We start from the raw sequence: 15,150 nt of genomic DNA, 5'->3' as shown, positions 1-15,150 counted from the left end.
GGGATGACACCCGTTGCCGTCACACCAGGCTTGCCTTTTAAGCTTGTTCCCCACCGTCACACCGGACCTGATCCGGTGTCCAGTTCAACAACACCAATACCCAAACTCGCCCCAGACATAAGTTAGTCTTCTGTTGCGGCGCCGTAGAAGTCGCCCTGCATATCTTTTTTCAAAGCCATCAGTTCTGCCGCCATAAAGTCCACAAAGCGGCGGATGCGAACGGTTTTTCTCATGTCACTATGCAGTACAAGCCACAGGGAATGGCCTAGAAACTGCTTGGCGTTAGGCACTGGCTTAAGATCTGGAAACACCTTGGAGAACACAACGGGCAGATAGGCGATGCCCAAGCCTTCTCGCACCAACTGTAAGCGCATGAACCCATCACCCACCATGAACGATTGGCGGGCGTGCGGGAAGGGGCGCTCTAGCAGGAAGCGACTTTCCTTAGACGGTTCCGGCCAGCCAAGGGTCGTGACACCTTCCCCGCTTGGTTCGGCAGTGGCAAGAACCCCCTCAAGGTAGGTCTTGCTAGCGTAAAGCCCGATAGCCATTGCAAACAAACGGCGGGCAATAACGTTTTCGGTAATCTCCATGGCCCCGCGCAAGGAAACGTCCGTCGTATCGCGGTTGATGTCCTCAACCGTGGAGGTGATGCGCATCTCCACCTCGATTTGCGGGTAGGCGAGGTGAAACCGCGCCAGTATCGGCGGCATGATCGTGTAGGCAAGGATTGGTGGAAGCGAAAAACGAACAAGGCCAGCTTCGCTCTTATCCAGTCCGATCACCCGTTTGCGGGCAGACTCTGCCTTTTCCTCGATCTCCAACGCGTAAGGCAAAAGCGCTTCACCTGCCTCGGTAAGCGTGAAACCTCTGGAACTACGATTGAAAAGAGGAACGCCGTAACTTGCCTCCAAGGCCTGAACATTGCGGTTTACGGTGCCGTAGTTCGCATTGAGAAGGCCAGCACCGCTGCGAAGGCTTCCACCGCGGGCAACAGCCAGAAAGTACGGCATTAATTCCAAATCGATAGAGCGCACCACAAGCCCCTTCGCGTTACACATACGTAACACCATGTTGTATATTGGCACATTCTCGTTGTCACCTAGTAACGTATTCTAGCCTCAGATCACACCGCTGGATTCGCCGGCGACACCCTTTAAGCCGGAAGACCGCCGGCCGCACCGGAGAGCAACCGAGATGACCCGTTACCACCCGCTTCTTGTCGCGCTGCACTGGATTGTAGCAATTATGATTTTCATGGCCCTTGTCGTGGGCGGCCCGATGCTTGCGGAGATTTCCAATAGCAACCCCGATAAGCCAGGCATGATGGCAGGCCACATGGTGTTTGGTGCGGCCGTTGGAGCTCTCATTCTCGTGCGGTTGGTAACGCGCTTCACGACACGCAAACCACCGAAGGCAGATACCGGAAACAAAACACTGAACCTTGCCGGACAAGCGGCACACTGGGGCATCTATTTTCTTATGCTTGCCATGGTTGCCAGCGGTATCGGACTGGCGCTAAGCGCAGACCTGTTTGCAATCGCCTTTGGCGGTGTTGGTACGCTGCCTGCTGACCTCACCATTTATCCGGCTCGCATCGCCCACGGTGTTATCGGCAGCTTGCTCCTAGCAATGATCGTGCTGCACGTACTGGGCTGGGCTTACCACCAGTTTGTGCTCAAGGACCGCCTTTTCAGCCGCATGTGGTTCGGTAAACGCAAAGTGGCAGAGCCAATCGCTGCGGAATGAGCCATTGGATAAAAAGGCACTTGGCTCTTTTTAAAGAAGCAACCAGTGCCTCTAACGTTTTCCGTGCACAGCAATGAGGGCCTTAATATCAGTTACTGATAAAACTTGCTGAGGCTTGTAATGAACAACTGCGTGGCAATTGGCACAGAGAGGTACCAGATCGGTTTTTGGGTCAACATCCACCGGCCCATCTAGGTGGGACAGGGGATTGATATGGTGAACCTGAATGTACCCCTCGGCATATTTGCCATAAAAGTCACCAAAGTTGAAACCACATGCAGCGCAGTTTACTCCATGATGTCTGATTGCGGCAGCGCGAAGGCGCCGATCTCTCTCGTACACCGTCGTTGTGCGCGTCTTTTCCTCACCTTCTCGGTAAATGGGGCTAGTGGTTTCCTCCCCAAAACCATAGCTACTGGTCTCAACTTCCTTGGAGGAATAATTGTATAGACCGGCTGAAGTCACAATTTGGATATATACTTCTTCCGATATTGGTCGAACGCCATCGCGCCAATAATTTGATTTTTTCCGCTCAGGAATGCTCTCCATGTACTGGCCATCTATTTTAATAGGAACCGGATCGAGAAAACGCTCAAAGTTCCTGATTTCAGCAATGAATTTTCGTCCAGCCGAGCCGAACTCTTCATTTACTGCCCCAATTGTAGCTACCCCAAAATAATGCGGCTCGTTTGTTAGACGTTCTTTTTTAAAAACCTTATTCTTCAACTTACCCTTGTAATAAATTACTTTTGTGCCGGGTTTCAAAAAATCTAGGTAACGTTTCGGGAAATGATAGGCCTCTCCGGTAACATCATTCCACTGAGATTCATCGTTCTCTGTGATTACTGTGAATGTCATATTTGCCCCCTTTTATTAAGGAGGCATTTTCCTCTTTAGGTTGCATTTAACAACGAGAACACACGGCGAAGGGTCTAGTTTTCACAGTTTAGAAGAAGGCACCAACTTAGTGGGGCGTCTTTTGGATTAAAACATCAAGATACTTGATGATCTCTTCCGAGTGGACCTGCATTTCAGCAAAGGCGCGGTGGGCTTCATCCACCTCGCCGTTGCGGTGATGCTCTACGGTCTCTTTTGCCCTCTCATGCATGAGCTTATGAACCGGAAGCAGTGCCTTGAAGGCTTCATTGTCCTTCAAGCCGAGATCAGAAACGCCGTCGTACCAGCGGCCAAGACGGCAACCGTGATGATCGGCCAGTTCATGATCCTCTAGCGACTTGTAGTCTACAAGCATTTCAGCAAGGCGTTTCTTCCATAGAATGTGGTCGGCCTTAGCACGATATAGAATGTAGCCGGAAACCTCGCGCTCGGACATTTCGTTAAGCTGCTCGGTAATGACCGGCTCGGACGAAGAAACAAGATCAATAACGCCGCGTGCCAGTTTCGATACGCTGTGGGATGCCTCCGCAATAGAATGAAGACCCTCAACGATATGCACCGAGGCTTTTTGCTGTTCAGCCATCTGGTAGGCAATAGCCTTGATCTGCTCCAGCGAGCGCTCTGAGTCAGACTTCGCTTCACGCAGGATAGTTTCAGCGGCGGCAGACCGTTCAATGCTCTGCCCCACATGGTCTTCGGCGATGTGAACGGCATCACTCATTTCTTCAAGGTGACTAAACAGGCGCTTGATGCGGCTGCGAATATCTTCTGTCGCCTGCTGTGTCTGGGCAGAAAGCGCCTTGACCTCGGAAGCAACAACACCAAACCCTCTACCAGCTTCACCAGCGCGAGCCGCCTCAATGGTCGCGTTGAGCGCAAGCAGATTAGTCTGGTTGGCGATGCCATCAATGGTACCAGCAAAGGTGTTGATCTGCTCGGCTGCTTCTGTCAGTTCACGCACGGCCGCGTTCATCGCCTCAAAGGAGCGGGCGGTATCGTTGTTGGCCTGATACACCGCTTGCGCCGCGTGTTCACCTTGCTGCAATTGCTCATTGGAAGCGGTGGTAACGTCCTCTGCCATTTCAGAAAACTGGGATATTTCGTCAATCGACTGGCACATCTGATCGATTGTTGCAGACATACGATCTGTGTTTTTTTCATTGCGCACCACGTAGTCCGCGATATTGGCAACGGCCGCGATTGTCTGGCTGGCATGCATGGAAAGGTCTACCGTGCGAGACAGCGTTTGCCTGTCAAACTGCTTGGATTGTGCAATCAGCAGCGTCAGCACGTCCTGAAGAGAAGAGGGCAGACCGGTGAGCTCAACGTCCTTGTGTTCGCTAATCGCTTTTATAACGTCTACAACGCGGGCGCTCTCAACCCATGCCTCTTTATCAAGAGGCTCGACTTGGCTCTCAGCGGGCGAGAATAGTTTAATAAAGCTCACGGCTCTCTCCATCCTGAAGGAATGGGCAGCTTCCGCAGTCTAGCGTTGTATTTCTATTCGTTTAAGTTCCTAATCACCTGATATTTTTAATAGTTTTAAGGTTGCATCGCTCACCAACGGGCTACTTAGATATCCGCTACGTTAGCAACTAAGCATTTAAACCTATTTAGTTTCGCTTAGGAACTTTGTAATTTGCGCCCGCTCGCAAAGGAGCGCACCCCACAGCTGTCAATTCCGCCATCCCGCATTCACTGTGGCAGTTCGTATGGGTGTCAGTTTTCTCTATGACAAATACAAGGTTTTCATTCGCCCGCTTTCTTAGCGAAATCGGCGCGCTGCTTACGCTGTCTCTGCCTATCATCATCACGCAGATCGCGACCCAGTCCATGGCCTTCGTCGATACCAGCATGGCCGGACAGGCCAGCGCGGTTGACCTTGCAGCCATCGCTGTTGGCGCAAGTCTTTGGGTTCCCGTCAGCCTCCTGATGCGCGGAACCATTATGGCGCTCACCCCTATTACCTCCCATCATGTGGGGGCAGGGCGCCTTGACCAGATCGCGCATGATCTTGGACAGACCCTCTGGATCGCGCTTATGTGCTCCGTACTGCTGGTGGCCTACATTATCGCCAGCCAGCCACTGCTTACCTACATGGAAGTGGCACCGGAAATCGTACCAATTGCAAGCGACTACATGACCGCACTGGCCTTCGGTGTTCCAGGTATCGCTATCTTCTACTGCCTCATCAGCTTCTGTGAGGGTATGGGCAACACCCGCGCGCCGATGATCGTTGCGCTTATGGGTCTGGTTGCCAATATTCCGCTCAACTACATTCTGATTTACGGCAAGTTCGGCTTCCCGCAGCTGGGTGCTGTTGGCTGTGGCTGGGCAACCAGCTTTGTGTACTGGCTCATGGCGTCCACGCTGCTGGGTTACATTGTGCACCACAAAGAGTATCGCGGTATTTTGAACCTGCGCGAAATGATGCCGTCTTTTGCCCGTATCTGGGATATTCTCAAGCTGGGCGTGCCTATTGGCGTAAACATCTTCATCTGTGGCAGCATCTTTGCGCTTATCGCTCTGCTTATCGGTAAGTTGGGCGCAAACAACATTGCAGCCCATCAGGTGGCGCTTAACTTCTCCGCCATGGTGTACATGGTGCCGATGAGCCTTGCATTTGGTATCACCATTCGTGTTGGCCACATTCTGGGACAGGGCGATAAGGATGCAGCGCGCCTGCGCTCTCTCAGCGGCCTACTGCTGACCGTGGCTTTCTCCAGCATCTCGGCAAGCTGTATTCTGCTGTTCCCGGAAGCGATCATCGGCATCTACACCAACAACGCTGATGTTATTGCAAGCGCCAGCGTGCTGCTTGTATTTGCGGCTGTCTACCAGATCTCCGACGCGGTGCAGACTTCAGCCAACGGCGCCCTACGCGGCTATAAAGATACCCGCGTACCGATGGTTATCGCGTTTGTGTCTTACTGGGTTGTTGCCCTGCCGCTTGGCTACATCCTCGGCCTTACCAACCTGCTTGTTCCTGCAATGGGCGCTAGCGGCTTTTGGGTTGGCATTGTTGTAGGCCTTACCCTTGCAGCTATTCTTATGCTGCTACGCCTTGCTGTTGTGTTCAAGCGCAACAGAACAGCTGGGGAGGAAGAGCCTCAGGCAGAGCCTGCACTGCTGGATACAGTGGTACCGGAGCCAGCTTAACGGCGAGCTCCAGCCTGCCAGCCACAACAGACTGAGAAACGAAAAACCCCGCAGAGCCTGAGAGCGCTGCGGGGTTTTCTTTTATTCTTAGGATCTTATGTTTTGTCCGGTGCCTGCGGTGCTTTGCACTTCGCCTCGCAGGCCCTTCTTTCGTTTTGCCTTAGAGGTCTTCGCGGGACAGTGCGTGCTCTGGAATATGGCGGGTTTCCATCTGCACCATGCCGCGGCCTTCAAGGTAAACCCAGTTGCGGTCTACGCTGGTCGCAAGGAAGGTTTCATCGCAAGGGTTTTCGACTTCTTCCTGCTTGCATACTTTCAGCACCCAGAACTTCATCAGCACGTAGTAGAGCGCAAAGCCAACCGGGAAGGCGACGAGGTAGGACATGTCGAGGTAGATGATACCCAGCACAGAACCTACGATCCAAGCAATCAGACCTGCAGGGTTACAGCCGCCCCAGTAGTTGAACTGACCTTCTTCGCGGTAGAGGTCCGGCACGTTCAGGCGGCGCTTACGGATCACGAAGTAATCGCAGATCATGATACCGCCGAGCGCTGCAAGAGAGCCGCCGTAGAAGGCAAGGTAGGTGAACAGGTGGTCGAGGATCAGCCAAGGCATGGTCAGCGTACCCACCACCGCAGCGATTGCCAGACCCATTGGGTAGTTCACATAAGGCGCACCAGCGTTGATGAAGTTCAGCGCCGCAGGGATGAGGTTTGCAGAGGTGTTAGTGGACCACTGCGCCAGCACGATCATTACCAGCAGGATAACCAGAGTAAGGCCGGTGCCTTCGCCCTGAATAACGGTGATCGGGTTCCAGTCGCCCGTTGCGATGAAGGAGATCGCACCGATGAGGGCGATCCATGCCTGCACTGCTGGCAGCGCGATGAACTGGGCTACGAAGATGTTGCGGTTACGCTTGAAGAAGCTCTTGGTGCCGCTTTCCACTTTCAAAAAGCGGGTGATGTTTGGAATGTCTACCGCCAGAGAGGACCAGAAAGCCATGTTGGCGACCAGCAGCGCTACAACGGTGATGTGTTCGTTACCCACAAAGGTCCAGATATCGTTGCCGCTTGCGGTCGCGATGTTATCGAGGGTGAAGTACATCCACACAGAGATCGCCATGATTGCCGGCGCCGCGATCTTTGCAAGGCGCTCTACCGCGCGCATGCCCATAGCGGAGTTGATTACCTGTACCACCGCAAAGCCGGTGTACCATGCAATCCAGTTATCAAAGCCGGTGAGGTAGGCGAAGATACCGTTAAGCGCCAGTGCGCCAAGGTATGTCTGAATGCCGAACCAAGCCGCTGCGACGATACCGCGGGTGATGGATGGAAGGTGTGTGCCTACGGTGCCGAACGGCGCACGCAGGTAAACGGCGAAAGAAATGCCGTGCTCTGTGCCGATATCTGCTGTCATGGCCATAACAACGCCGAGAAGCAGGTTAGCAGCGATGATGGTGAGAAGCACAACGCTCAAGGGCAGGCCGCTTACACCGCCAGCACCGAGCTGGAAGGTGGCGATGATAACCGCCATGGAGATCCAAAGGCCGATGTAACCCCAGTTACCAATTGCACGCTGGTTAAGCCAAACAGGGAGGATGGACTGCTCCATCAGGCGCGACTGGGCGCGCGAAGCCGTATCCAGAACTTGGGTATTCGCCATTTTCAGATCCTAATAGTATTCGCAATGTCTTGGGCAGATTTTGGAAATAACGGGCCTAGCAACGCGCAAGTAAATCGCGCGCATTGTTGCAGCAAAAAGCGCAGCACTGACCCTTGCCAGTAACTCCACTACCTGTATGCATGGGCCATTTTTCAGGTCCCGTTAAATTGTTCTGCTAAAGCCTGTGCTCTAGAGCTTAACCCTAATCAATGCAAGTGCGTATTTATAATTATGCATGAAAACTTGAGGCCACGCGCCACGGCATCCCCCCAAAGGATGAGGGAGAACGAGTGCACTTTGAAGCTTACGTAGCGTAGGTTAAGCTATTGGCGGGTAATGATGATTCTGGGAGACTTAAAGGGGAGAGTTCTAACATCCGCTAAAACAGAAAGCACTCGGTAACATAGTTTTCTCAAATCCTCCATTTATCGGCTAACACCAATTTCGAACATTTCTTGATTAGATCGCCAATTATTTGAATGAATAAAACGAATGCCCATATTTTCTTTTGGTCCCTCCTGCCGCTTTTAGGGCCCTATCTTTCCCCCTGGCTTGCGATATTCCTCGTTCTTACGCCGGTTGGCATCGTATTGCTTTACTTTCCCGCGTTTGGTCTGATCTGGCTTATAGCGCTGCTCATTGGGCTTCTGCCCTTGAACCTTTCACGCTTCAAACAACAGCATCAGTTGCTTGTCCGTTTGGCGCTAGCCACCGGTGTGTCTGTTGGCTTTGGCCTTTCGGGATATGTTTATGCGCTGGCTTCTGGCAAGGAACTAACAAGAGGTGATTTTTATCGTTTCGACGGAACACAAAAGTATGGGCAGATTGCCTTTCTAGAAGCAGGCGATACCCCAGAAAACTGCGATCAACTTTGTGTACGCTTGCTGCTTTCAGGTAAGGCGGAGCGCGTTTCCTATAGCCGAATAGACAGCTACGACGATTTGAAAAGGGGCTTGATAGGGAGAAGCTTTAGCCTCACTAGCAAAGCCAAGAGCGACTGCCCTTCAAACATTGTGCGCTTGGGCGCTGTTTCAGACCCTTACGCGGGAAATTTTCAAGACATCCCAATGCCTTTTTGTCGATGAAGGGCCTTTGGAGCCTGATCTGCTCATCTATACTCGTCGCATGGGCACACAAAAAACGCACCACAATCTTAATCCCTTCGACAGTTCCCTAACTGGATCACAGCTTCAGGTTTTCGAGGTGCAGGATCGCAAGGGGCGGGAATTACTGCGGCACACACAAGTGACTGCCTTTCCTCCATTTGCACCTCTTTTGCCAGTTAGAACCGAAGTGTTGAACATCAAAGAACCCCGTACCAACAACATAGAGCTACTCAGATGGCAAACCACCATCAACGAAGAACGAAAGCTCTCCGAGCTATTTGATATTCATGAGGGAGATATCTTTGAGCGACTAAAGTTACCGCCGAGTGACATCAAAATTCTCATCAATAAAATCCAGAACGGTCCGGTAGCTGGACCACTACGCGATGAGGTGCGGCTTTATATCCATCATGTGATCGAGAATGGGCAGGACAAATCACCCGAAGCACTGATGCTGTTGCTTACCGCCTTTAGCACGCCGGGTATTCTTGTAGATTATAGACCCGATCAACTTCTGAATGTCTTTGGACCACTTTCGACACAACAGCGCGATGTAGCTTTCAAGCACTTGATAATTGGACATAAAAACGCGGTCGCAGATGGCAAGGGTTATCCGCGCAAAGAGTTGAAAGGCTTTGGTCTAGCGCTATCAAGCTTCCCAAGAGAGTATCAGCTGAGGCTAGAACCATATCTTAGCGAACTCGCCTTGGATGTTAAATTTGTACGGGCTGGCTCCTACATCTTTTCAGGCCTTCACAAGATCGGACCGAAGAGCCTACCGACGATTTACTCAATCCTCGTTTCAAACAAACAGTTTTCCCTCGACATTGGCCGCCGTGCACCAAGCCGTCGTAGCTATGCCTACCTGACGGCATTGGAGAACATTTGCAGGATCGCTAAGGCGCACGCTTTGCCTGATCTATTTTGGAAAGAAATAGCGGCTGAAGGGCTTGTGCATGCGGACAAAGATGTACTGATACGGCTACGCGCACTGGGCATGCCCAATTCAATTGATGCTTCAGTTCTTCCCAGTTTTAAAGGTGAGCCCAAACCTCCATTCCCGCAAAAGGCGGAAATTAGCTGCAAAGTGGAGAGTGGGTTTTAGTTGAGGGTCAAGAACAGACTAGCCCGCCTACCGATGGCAAATCTGGTTTGGTTACTTGAGCCACCAATCGCTCCAGCTCCCCTATAACACTTTGGCAACTGCCAAGATTGGTACTTCAGGCAAGGCGCGGGGAGGCGCGCCTCTATCAAACAGCGGAGAGTTTGATGAGCAGGGCTTGGGTGAGCATCATCAGGCGTGGGCAGCGGATTTTCATTGAGCGGTACTGGTTGATCAACTCGGAGACGGGCATCTCAACCACCTCGATATCCTCGTCTTCATCCTGATCGCGGCTATCAAGCTGCTGCTCTCCGGCGGTGTACTGGGCCAGAAACAGGTTGGCGTGCTCGGCAAGGCGCACAGGGTTCATGTAAACGGTGCCGACGTGTTGCAACTCCGTGGGGGTAATGCCCAGTTCCTCTTCTGCCTCGCGCTTGGCAGCGGTGAAGATATCCTTATCCTCTACCTCGATCTTGCCCGCACAGGCTTCCAGAATAAGCGTGTTCTCGCGCACTAGCGGCGCACTGCGCACCTGCCGAACCAGCAGAACCGTTTTTGCCAGCGGGTCATAGGGCAGTACGGCAATGGAGTCGCCATATGTCCAGAGCATCTCGGTGCTGGTATGCTTGCGCCCATCCTCATGCACGCGCTCTACCGTCAACTGCTCAAGCAGGCCTTTTCCCTCATAGACGGTTTTACGCTCGGCTATTCTTGGCATACTCCACTTTCCTCTCGTCCCCGCACCACGGCCGACTGGCAGTTTTTGCTAGGCCATAAAACTAGCAGGGCGCGGCCCCTTTATGGAACTGCGCCCTGCTTAGAGGGTTAAATCAAAGTGGATTACAACCGAAAGATCAACCGATAATGGACATTTCATTGACGATAAAACTATCAACGGCTCCATCTGTAGCGGCCAGATAATCCTTCAAGTGCTGGTTGCCCATGTGCACCTGCCACAGTTCACGACTGGCCCAGTTTTCATAGAACATGAAGTGGGCAGGGTTTTCGTTATCCTGATGCAGATCATATTGCAGGCAACCTTCTTCGGTGCGGGTCACATCAATCAACTTCATGAGTTCAGATCTGACGAGGTCGATCTTGTCCGCTTTGGCTACAATATTGGCGACGATGGTTAGCTTGGCCATGGGCCTCTCCCTTTATGAGCGCCGTTATAGACAGGCGCTACTATGCTTGTTGGCAGGTGGCTGAGGTCTAGAAACCGGCGAGCACGTTTTTACCGATTACGCCGCCGCTTTCCTGCAACTCATGAGCATGCTTGAGCGTTTCAACGGAGAGCTTGCCCAGATTGCCGGTAACCGTGGAGACGAGCGTGCCGTTATCCAACATCTCAGAAACACGGTTCAGTAGGTCATGCTGCTTTTCAATATCATCGGTCTGGTACATGGAGCGGGTGAACATGAACTCCCAGCTGATAGTGAGCGCTTTTGATTTTGCCGGGTTGATGTCAAACACCTTTGGGTCATCGATCACCGCGATATGGCCGCGCGGCTTGATGAGGTCGATGATTGCAGGCAGATGCTGCTCCGTACCGGTGAGCGCTGCAACATAGCTTGGCTGAATGCCCAGTTTTTCAAGCTGCTCACCCAGTGGCTGGCGATGGTTGATCACGTGATCGGCGCCCATCTTCTTAACCCAGTCTACGGTTTCGTCGCGAGAAGCTGTAGCAATTACAGTGAGATTGGTCAGCTTCTTGGCAAGCTGGGTGAGCATGGAGCCAACACCACCAGCACCGCCAATAATAAGCAATGCCTCACCTTCGCCATCACCTTCTTTGAAAGCGAAAGAGTCAAAGAGAATTTCCCAGGCGGTAATTGAGGTGAGCGGGATACCTGCAGCCTCAACAAAATCGAGAGACTTAGGCTTCTTTCCAGTGATACGCTCATCAACGGCCTGAAACTCTGCATTGCTACCCTGACGGCCAATATCGCCAGCGTAAAAGACTTCATCACCCACCTTGAACTTGGTGACAGCACTGCCGGTCCGGCGCACCACACCGGCAGCATCATAACCAAGAATGCGGGCACCCGATTCAACCGGAAAAAGCTCACGCACCTTCACATCAACCGGATTAAGCGACACACCGCGAACCTCTACCAACAGGTCATGGGGGCCAAGCTCCGGCGTTGGAGCCTCAAACTCAAAAAGGGAATTAGGGGCAGTGATAGGGCCGTTCTTATCGTAGCCAATTGCTCTCATGATCTTTCCTCGATCCAATCGGTTCTGAACTTTACGTCGCCACCTTAGCAGCCGAATGTGGACGCGGGCGTCACATTGCTGGCTAGGGTAAAGGGCGGGTCAGACCAAACTGTCTATTTCAATCTCTTATTGATCTTTCGTGATCTATGAGTATTTATGAGGAAAGCCGATCAATTAGTAAAACGAGTAATTGAAATGGAAACTATGAGCAAAGCAAATAGTTCTCAGTTCAAGTTGGAGACCGATCTCATCAGTCTGCGCTCCCTCGTTGCTATTGTGGAGGAGGGGAGCTTTTCTGCTGCTGCCAAGCGCATCAACCGCACACAGTCGGCTATCAGCCTGCAGATTGCCAAGCTGGAAGAACGCTTAAATGCCAAGCTGTTAGAGCGTACCAGCAGGACTATCGTACTTACTCCTGCAGGTGAGACATTTGTAAGCTACGCGAGGCGCATTCTGGAACTGGCTGATGAAGCTGTATTGGCAGTAACAGCGCCGGAAGAAGCAACGCTGCTGCGGGTTGGCTTTGCCGAGTATCTCGTGCCGGAGCATCTTCACACACTGCTCGCCCGCTTTCGAAGAGCCCACCCAAATTGCGACCTAAGCCTTATATTGGGCACCGGAACCCCAATGCTGGAAGCGCTAGAGCGCGGCGAGCTGGACATAGTATTTTGCGGGCCAGATGGAGAAAACGGACAAGTACTCTGGGAAGAGCCGCTGGTTTGGACCGGTAATGGTGAAGCGCTTCAAAAGGAGAACGCATCGGTAGATCTTGTGCTGATGCATCCGCCTTGCAGTTATCGTCAGGTTGCTTTTGAGGCACTAACAAAAGCTGCAAGACCATGGAAGGTCTCCATTGACGCCAACTCTGTACAGGCGGTGCAGTCTGCCATTCGGGCCGGTCTTGGCATCAGCATCCTTCCAATATCCGCAATTCATAAGGACATGCCAGTGCCGGATGCTGACTTGCCAAAGCTGCCAAACACATCGGTGGTGAGCTACCAGCGGGCCGACAGCACGCACCCCTATGCGCAGCGCTTTGTAGACTTTTTGTTGGCGTGCATTGAAGACAGCGTAGAAACGCGCGAGTACATCACCTTCAAGCATAACCGCCAGCAGCCCGTTAAACTTGCCAGCTAACCAAACGCCTCTTGAAAGGGTGGAGAAGCCATCGTCGCTCAAAAGGTTCTACATTTCCATCCAGTTGCAGCAGAAAGTGACGTCAGCAGGCTAAAGCAAAAAATGCCTTTGGTGGCTCAGAAGAGCCACCATGGAGAAGCCCGTTAACCTTTTAAACTAAGTTACTTCGCCTGCTCCCGCTCGTAGCTTAAACGGGCAGCTTTTACTTGATCCATTTGTTCATGAGACCAGTAGACGAGCGGCTTTAGCATCTCCAACAACTCTTGCCCAAGGGGCGTAAGCCCATAAGAAACCGCAATCGGTGGCCCCGGATCGACTGTGCGCGTAAGATATCCGTCTCGTTGAAGGCCACGCAGGTTCTCCGTCAACACACTCTGTGTCACATCACCAATGCAGCGTTTGATATCGCCAAATCGCTTCGGCTCATCCTCAAGCGCCAGAATAATGATCATGCGCCACTTTCCCGTGACGTTGGAAAGCACGGATCGAATGCAACAGTTCGAGGCTTCAGCCTTACTCGCCACACCAATTGGAAGCATAATTCACACCAGTATTGAGTTGATACCTAGTCGCATAATACTAGCAGTTTCCAGCCATAACAAGCCTTTGTAAAGCAAGCCAGTATCCTCCAGCATACTAGGTCTCTTCAAGGTACCTAATTGCAATGTAGTTGCTTTTCCATACCATGTTGCAAAGCGATACTAAGGAGGATTCGTTATGACACCGAAAGAACTCGTCGTGGCTTTGTTTATGGCAGCATTTTCTGATCACGACCCACAAGCTGCCAGCCAGCTGGTGAGCGATGATTACATTCAGCACAACCCGCAGATAGAAACAGGCGTTGCCGGACTAACCAAGCTAATACCCCTTGTGGAACAATCCGGCATGACAGCGACTACGCACAGGGTCATTGCAGAAGGCGACATGGTTGTGCTGCACAGCACGTTCGAAAACGCCCACGCATTTGGCGCACCGACCCTTGCCGCCTTCGATGTTTTTAGAGTGCAAGACGGCAAGGTGGTTGAGCACTGGGACAACCTTCAGCCGGTGCCGGAAGTAACTGTGTCGGGCAGAGGTATGACCGACGGCCCAACCGAGATAACAGATCGTGATCGCACTGAAGAAAACAAAGCGCTCGTCTTGGGGTTTGTTCGTGATGTTTTGGGCGGTGCGGCCGCGCAAAATGTAACGAACTACATGGACCCAGCCATCTATATGCAGCACAACCCATCAATTGGCGACGGCCTAGCTGGCCTACAGGCTGCTATTGAGGCATATGCCGCTCAAGGCCAAGTCATCACCAAGTTTGAGCCTAAGCTTGCGGTAGCAGAAGGCAACTTTGTCTTCGTTGCATCTGACGCAATTATGGGCGGAAACCCATGGGCGTTTTTTGACCTCTGGCGCGTAGAGGACGGTAAAATCGTGGAACACTGGGATGTGGTATCGCCGATCCCCACTGAGATGGCGCACAGCAACGGAAAATTTTAAGAAACCCTACACACTGCGGTTAGCGAAATGTGTTAAGCGGCTCGCTAACCGCGTCTATCCTCATAAATCCCATTAGAACCAAGCTATTAAGCTTAATAGGCATTTCAAATAGGATTAGGTGCCAAGCAACTTATCCTGCGAAGAAAACAAGAAGGTAAGCAGCCCCATGAAAATAGTCGAAGTGACCGCAAAGGACATGCAAGTCTACGACAACCTTCTTCAGGCCTATGAGGCGGAGTTTTCGCCGCTCACCAAAAAGAAGCCGGATGCCGACGGCCTCTTTGCCAAAGACGTTGAGCTTGGCGGCGATTACAAAGGCTATCTTCTTTATGTGGAGGGTGCTCCTGCTGGGTTATCCGCCATTCGCTGCGGTCCCTCTAGCACCTTTGAAGTCTGTGATTTTTACGTTCTACCGATTTTCAGGAGAGGCGGAACCGGCAGAGCCTTCGCTACATGGCTGTTTGACCAGTACAAGGGCGATTGGGAAGTGAAGCAGATTGAAGGGGCAGATCGCGCCATTGCCTTCTGGCGGGCAACCATTGGCGACTACACCAACAGCGCCTATCAAGAAGATACCTACGAAGATGCGTACTGGGGAACAGTAACCCGGCAACGGTTTAATAACGCGGTGT

General features: G+C 52.2%; 15 protein-coding genes. 7 read left to right on the top strand and 8 right to left on the bottom strand.

Going from position 1 to position 15,150, the window contains the following annotated elements:
* Positions 1-122: 122 nt before the first annotated feature.
* The gene (locus tag E1162_RS02985) at positions 123-1,061 is read right to left on the bottom strand and encodes a LysR family transcriptional regulator (protein WP_155126586.1); all 939 of its coding nucleotides are present in this window, start codon (positions 1,059-1,061) and stop codon (positions 123-125) included.
* A gap of 136 nt (positions 1,062-1,197) precedes the next feature.
* On the opposite strand from E1162_RS02985, the gene E1162_RS02980 reads away from it, so the two are divergent.
* The gene (locus tag E1162_RS02980) at positions 1,198-1,749 is read left to right on the top strand and encodes a cytochrome b (protein ID WP_155126583.1); all 552 of its coding nucleotides are present in this window, start codon (positions 1,198-1,200) and stop codon (positions 1,747-1,749) included.
* A gap of 51 nt (positions 1,750-1,800) precedes the next feature.
* On the opposite strand, the gene E1162_RS02975 is transcribed toward E1162_RS02980, so the two are convergent.
* Together E1162_RS02975 and E1162_RS02970 are read right to left on the bottom strand one after the other, a co-directional pair.
* Positions 1,801-2,607: an HNH endonuclease gene (locus E1162_RS02975; protein ID WP_155126580.1), complete on the bottom strand. Its 807-nt coding sequence runs from the start codon at positions 2,605-2,607 to the stop codon at positions 1,801-1,803.
* A gap of 106 nt (positions 2,608-2,713) precedes the next feature.
* On the bottom strand, positions 2,714-4,093 hold the full coding sequence (locus E1162_RS02970) for a methyl-accepting chemotaxis protein (protein WP_371311785.1): 1,380 nt from the start codon (positions 4,091-4,093) through the stop codon (positions 2,714-2,716).
* Between the two features lie 284 nt (positions 4,094-4,377).
* Here E1162_RS02970 and E1162_RS02965 point away from each other — a divergent pair, with 284 nt between their 5' ends.
* Positions 4,378-5,805 carry an MATE family efflux transporter gene (locus tag E1162_RS02965; RefSeq protein WP_155126574.1) on the top strand — a complete coding sequence of 476 codons (1,428 nt, stop codon included), beginning with the start codon at positions 4,378-4,380 and terminating at the stop codon, positions 5,803-5,805.
* 160 nt (positions 5,806-5,965) lie between these two features.
* On the opposite strand, the gene E1162_RS02960 is transcribed toward E1162_RS02965, so the two are convergent.
* The gene (locus tag E1162_RS02960) at positions 5,966-7,468 is read right to left on the bottom strand and encodes an NCS1 family transporter (RefSeq protein WP_155126571.1); all 1,503 of its coding nucleotides are present in this window, start codon (positions 7,466-7,468) and stop codon (positions 5,966-5,968) included.
* A 479-nt stretch (positions 7,469-7,947) separates the two neighbouring features.
* Between E1162_RS02960 and E1162_RS02955 the strand changes: the two genes are divergently transcribed.
* Both E1162_RS02955 and E1162_RS02950 read left to right on the top strand, forming a co-directional pair.
* The gene (locus E1162_RS02955; RefSeq protein WP_155126568.1) at positions 7,948-8,553 is read left to right on the top strand and encodes a hypothetical protein; all 606 of its coding nucleotides are present in this window, start codon (positions 7,948-7,950) and stop codon (positions 8,551-8,553) included.
* Positions 8,554-8,560: 7 nt separating this feature from the next.
* Positions 8,561-9,679, top strand: coding sequence for a hypothetical protein (locus tag E1162_RS02950; RefSeq protein ID WP_155126565.1), 1,119 nt, complete (start codon positions 8,561-8,563; stop codon positions 9,677-9,679).
* Positions 9,680-9,824: 145 nt separating this feature from the next.
* Here the strand turns inward: E1162_RS02950 and E1162_RS02945 are convergent, their stop codons facing one another.
* The 3 genes from E1162_RS02945 to E1162_RS02935 form a co-directional block, all read right to left on the bottom strand.
* Entirely contained in the window at positions 9,825-10,394 is a 570-nt protein-coding gene (locus E1162_RS02945) for an NUDIX domain-containing protein (RefSeq protein ID WP_155126562.1), read from the bottom strand.
* Between the two features lie 136 nt (positions 10,395-10,530).
* The gene (locus E1162_RS02940; protein WP_155126559.1) at positions 10,531-10,821 is read right to left on the bottom strand and encodes a putative quinol monooxygenase; all 291 of its coding nucleotides are present in this window, start codon (positions 10,819-10,821) and stop codon (positions 10,531-10,533) included.
* A 67-nt stretch (positions 10,822-10,888) separates the two neighbouring features.
* Positions 10,889-11,893, bottom strand: coding sequence for a zinc-binding alcohol dehydrogenase family protein (locus E1162_RS02935; RefSeq protein ID WP_155126556.1), 1,005 nt, complete (start codon positions 11,891-11,893; stop codon positions 10,889-10,891).
* A gap of 204 nt (positions 11,894-12,097) precedes the next feature.
* On the opposite strand from E1162_RS02935, the gene E1162_RS02930 reads away from it, so the two are divergent.
* Positions 12,098-13,030 (top strand): LysR family transcriptional regulator, encoded by a 933-nt coding sequence (locus E1162_RS02930; protein WP_257098619.1) that lies wholly within the window; start codon positions 12,098-12,100, stop codon positions 13,028-13,030.
* 161 nt (positions 13,031-13,191) lie between these two features.
* Here E1162_RS02930 and E1162_RS02925 read toward each other — a convergent pair whose 3' ends face one another.
* Positions 13,192-13,569, bottom strand: coding sequence for a winged helix-turn-helix transcriptional regulator (locus tag E1162_RS02925; RefSeq protein WP_155126550.1), 378 nt, complete (start codon positions 13,567-13,569; stop codon positions 13,192-13,194).
* Between the two features lie 178 nt (positions 13,570-13,747).
* Here E1162_RS02925 and E1162_RS02920 point away from each other — a divergent pair, with 178 nt between their 5' ends.
* Together E1162_RS02920 and E1162_RS02915 are read left to right on the top strand one after the other, a co-directional pair.
* Positions 13,748-14,518, top strand: a complete 771-nt coding sequence (locus tag E1162_RS02920; protein WP_155126547.1) for a nuclear transport factor 2 family protein — start codon at positions 13,748-13,750, stop codon at positions 14,516-14,518.
* A 166-nt stretch (positions 14,519-14,684) separates the two neighbouring features.
* On the top strand, positions 14,685-15,150 hold a 466-nt coding region (locus tag E1162_RS02915; RefSeq protein ID WP_155126544.1), incomplete at its 3' end, for a GNAT family N-acetyltransferase.

This window comes from Pseudovibrio flavus (assembly GCF_009711345.1).
Classification (GTDB): domain Bacteria; phylum Pseudomonadota; class Alphaproteobacteria; order Rhizobiales; family Stappiaceae; genus Pseudovibrio; species Pseudovibrio flavus.
This window is presented reverse-complemented; position numbering and strand designations above follow the sequence as displayed.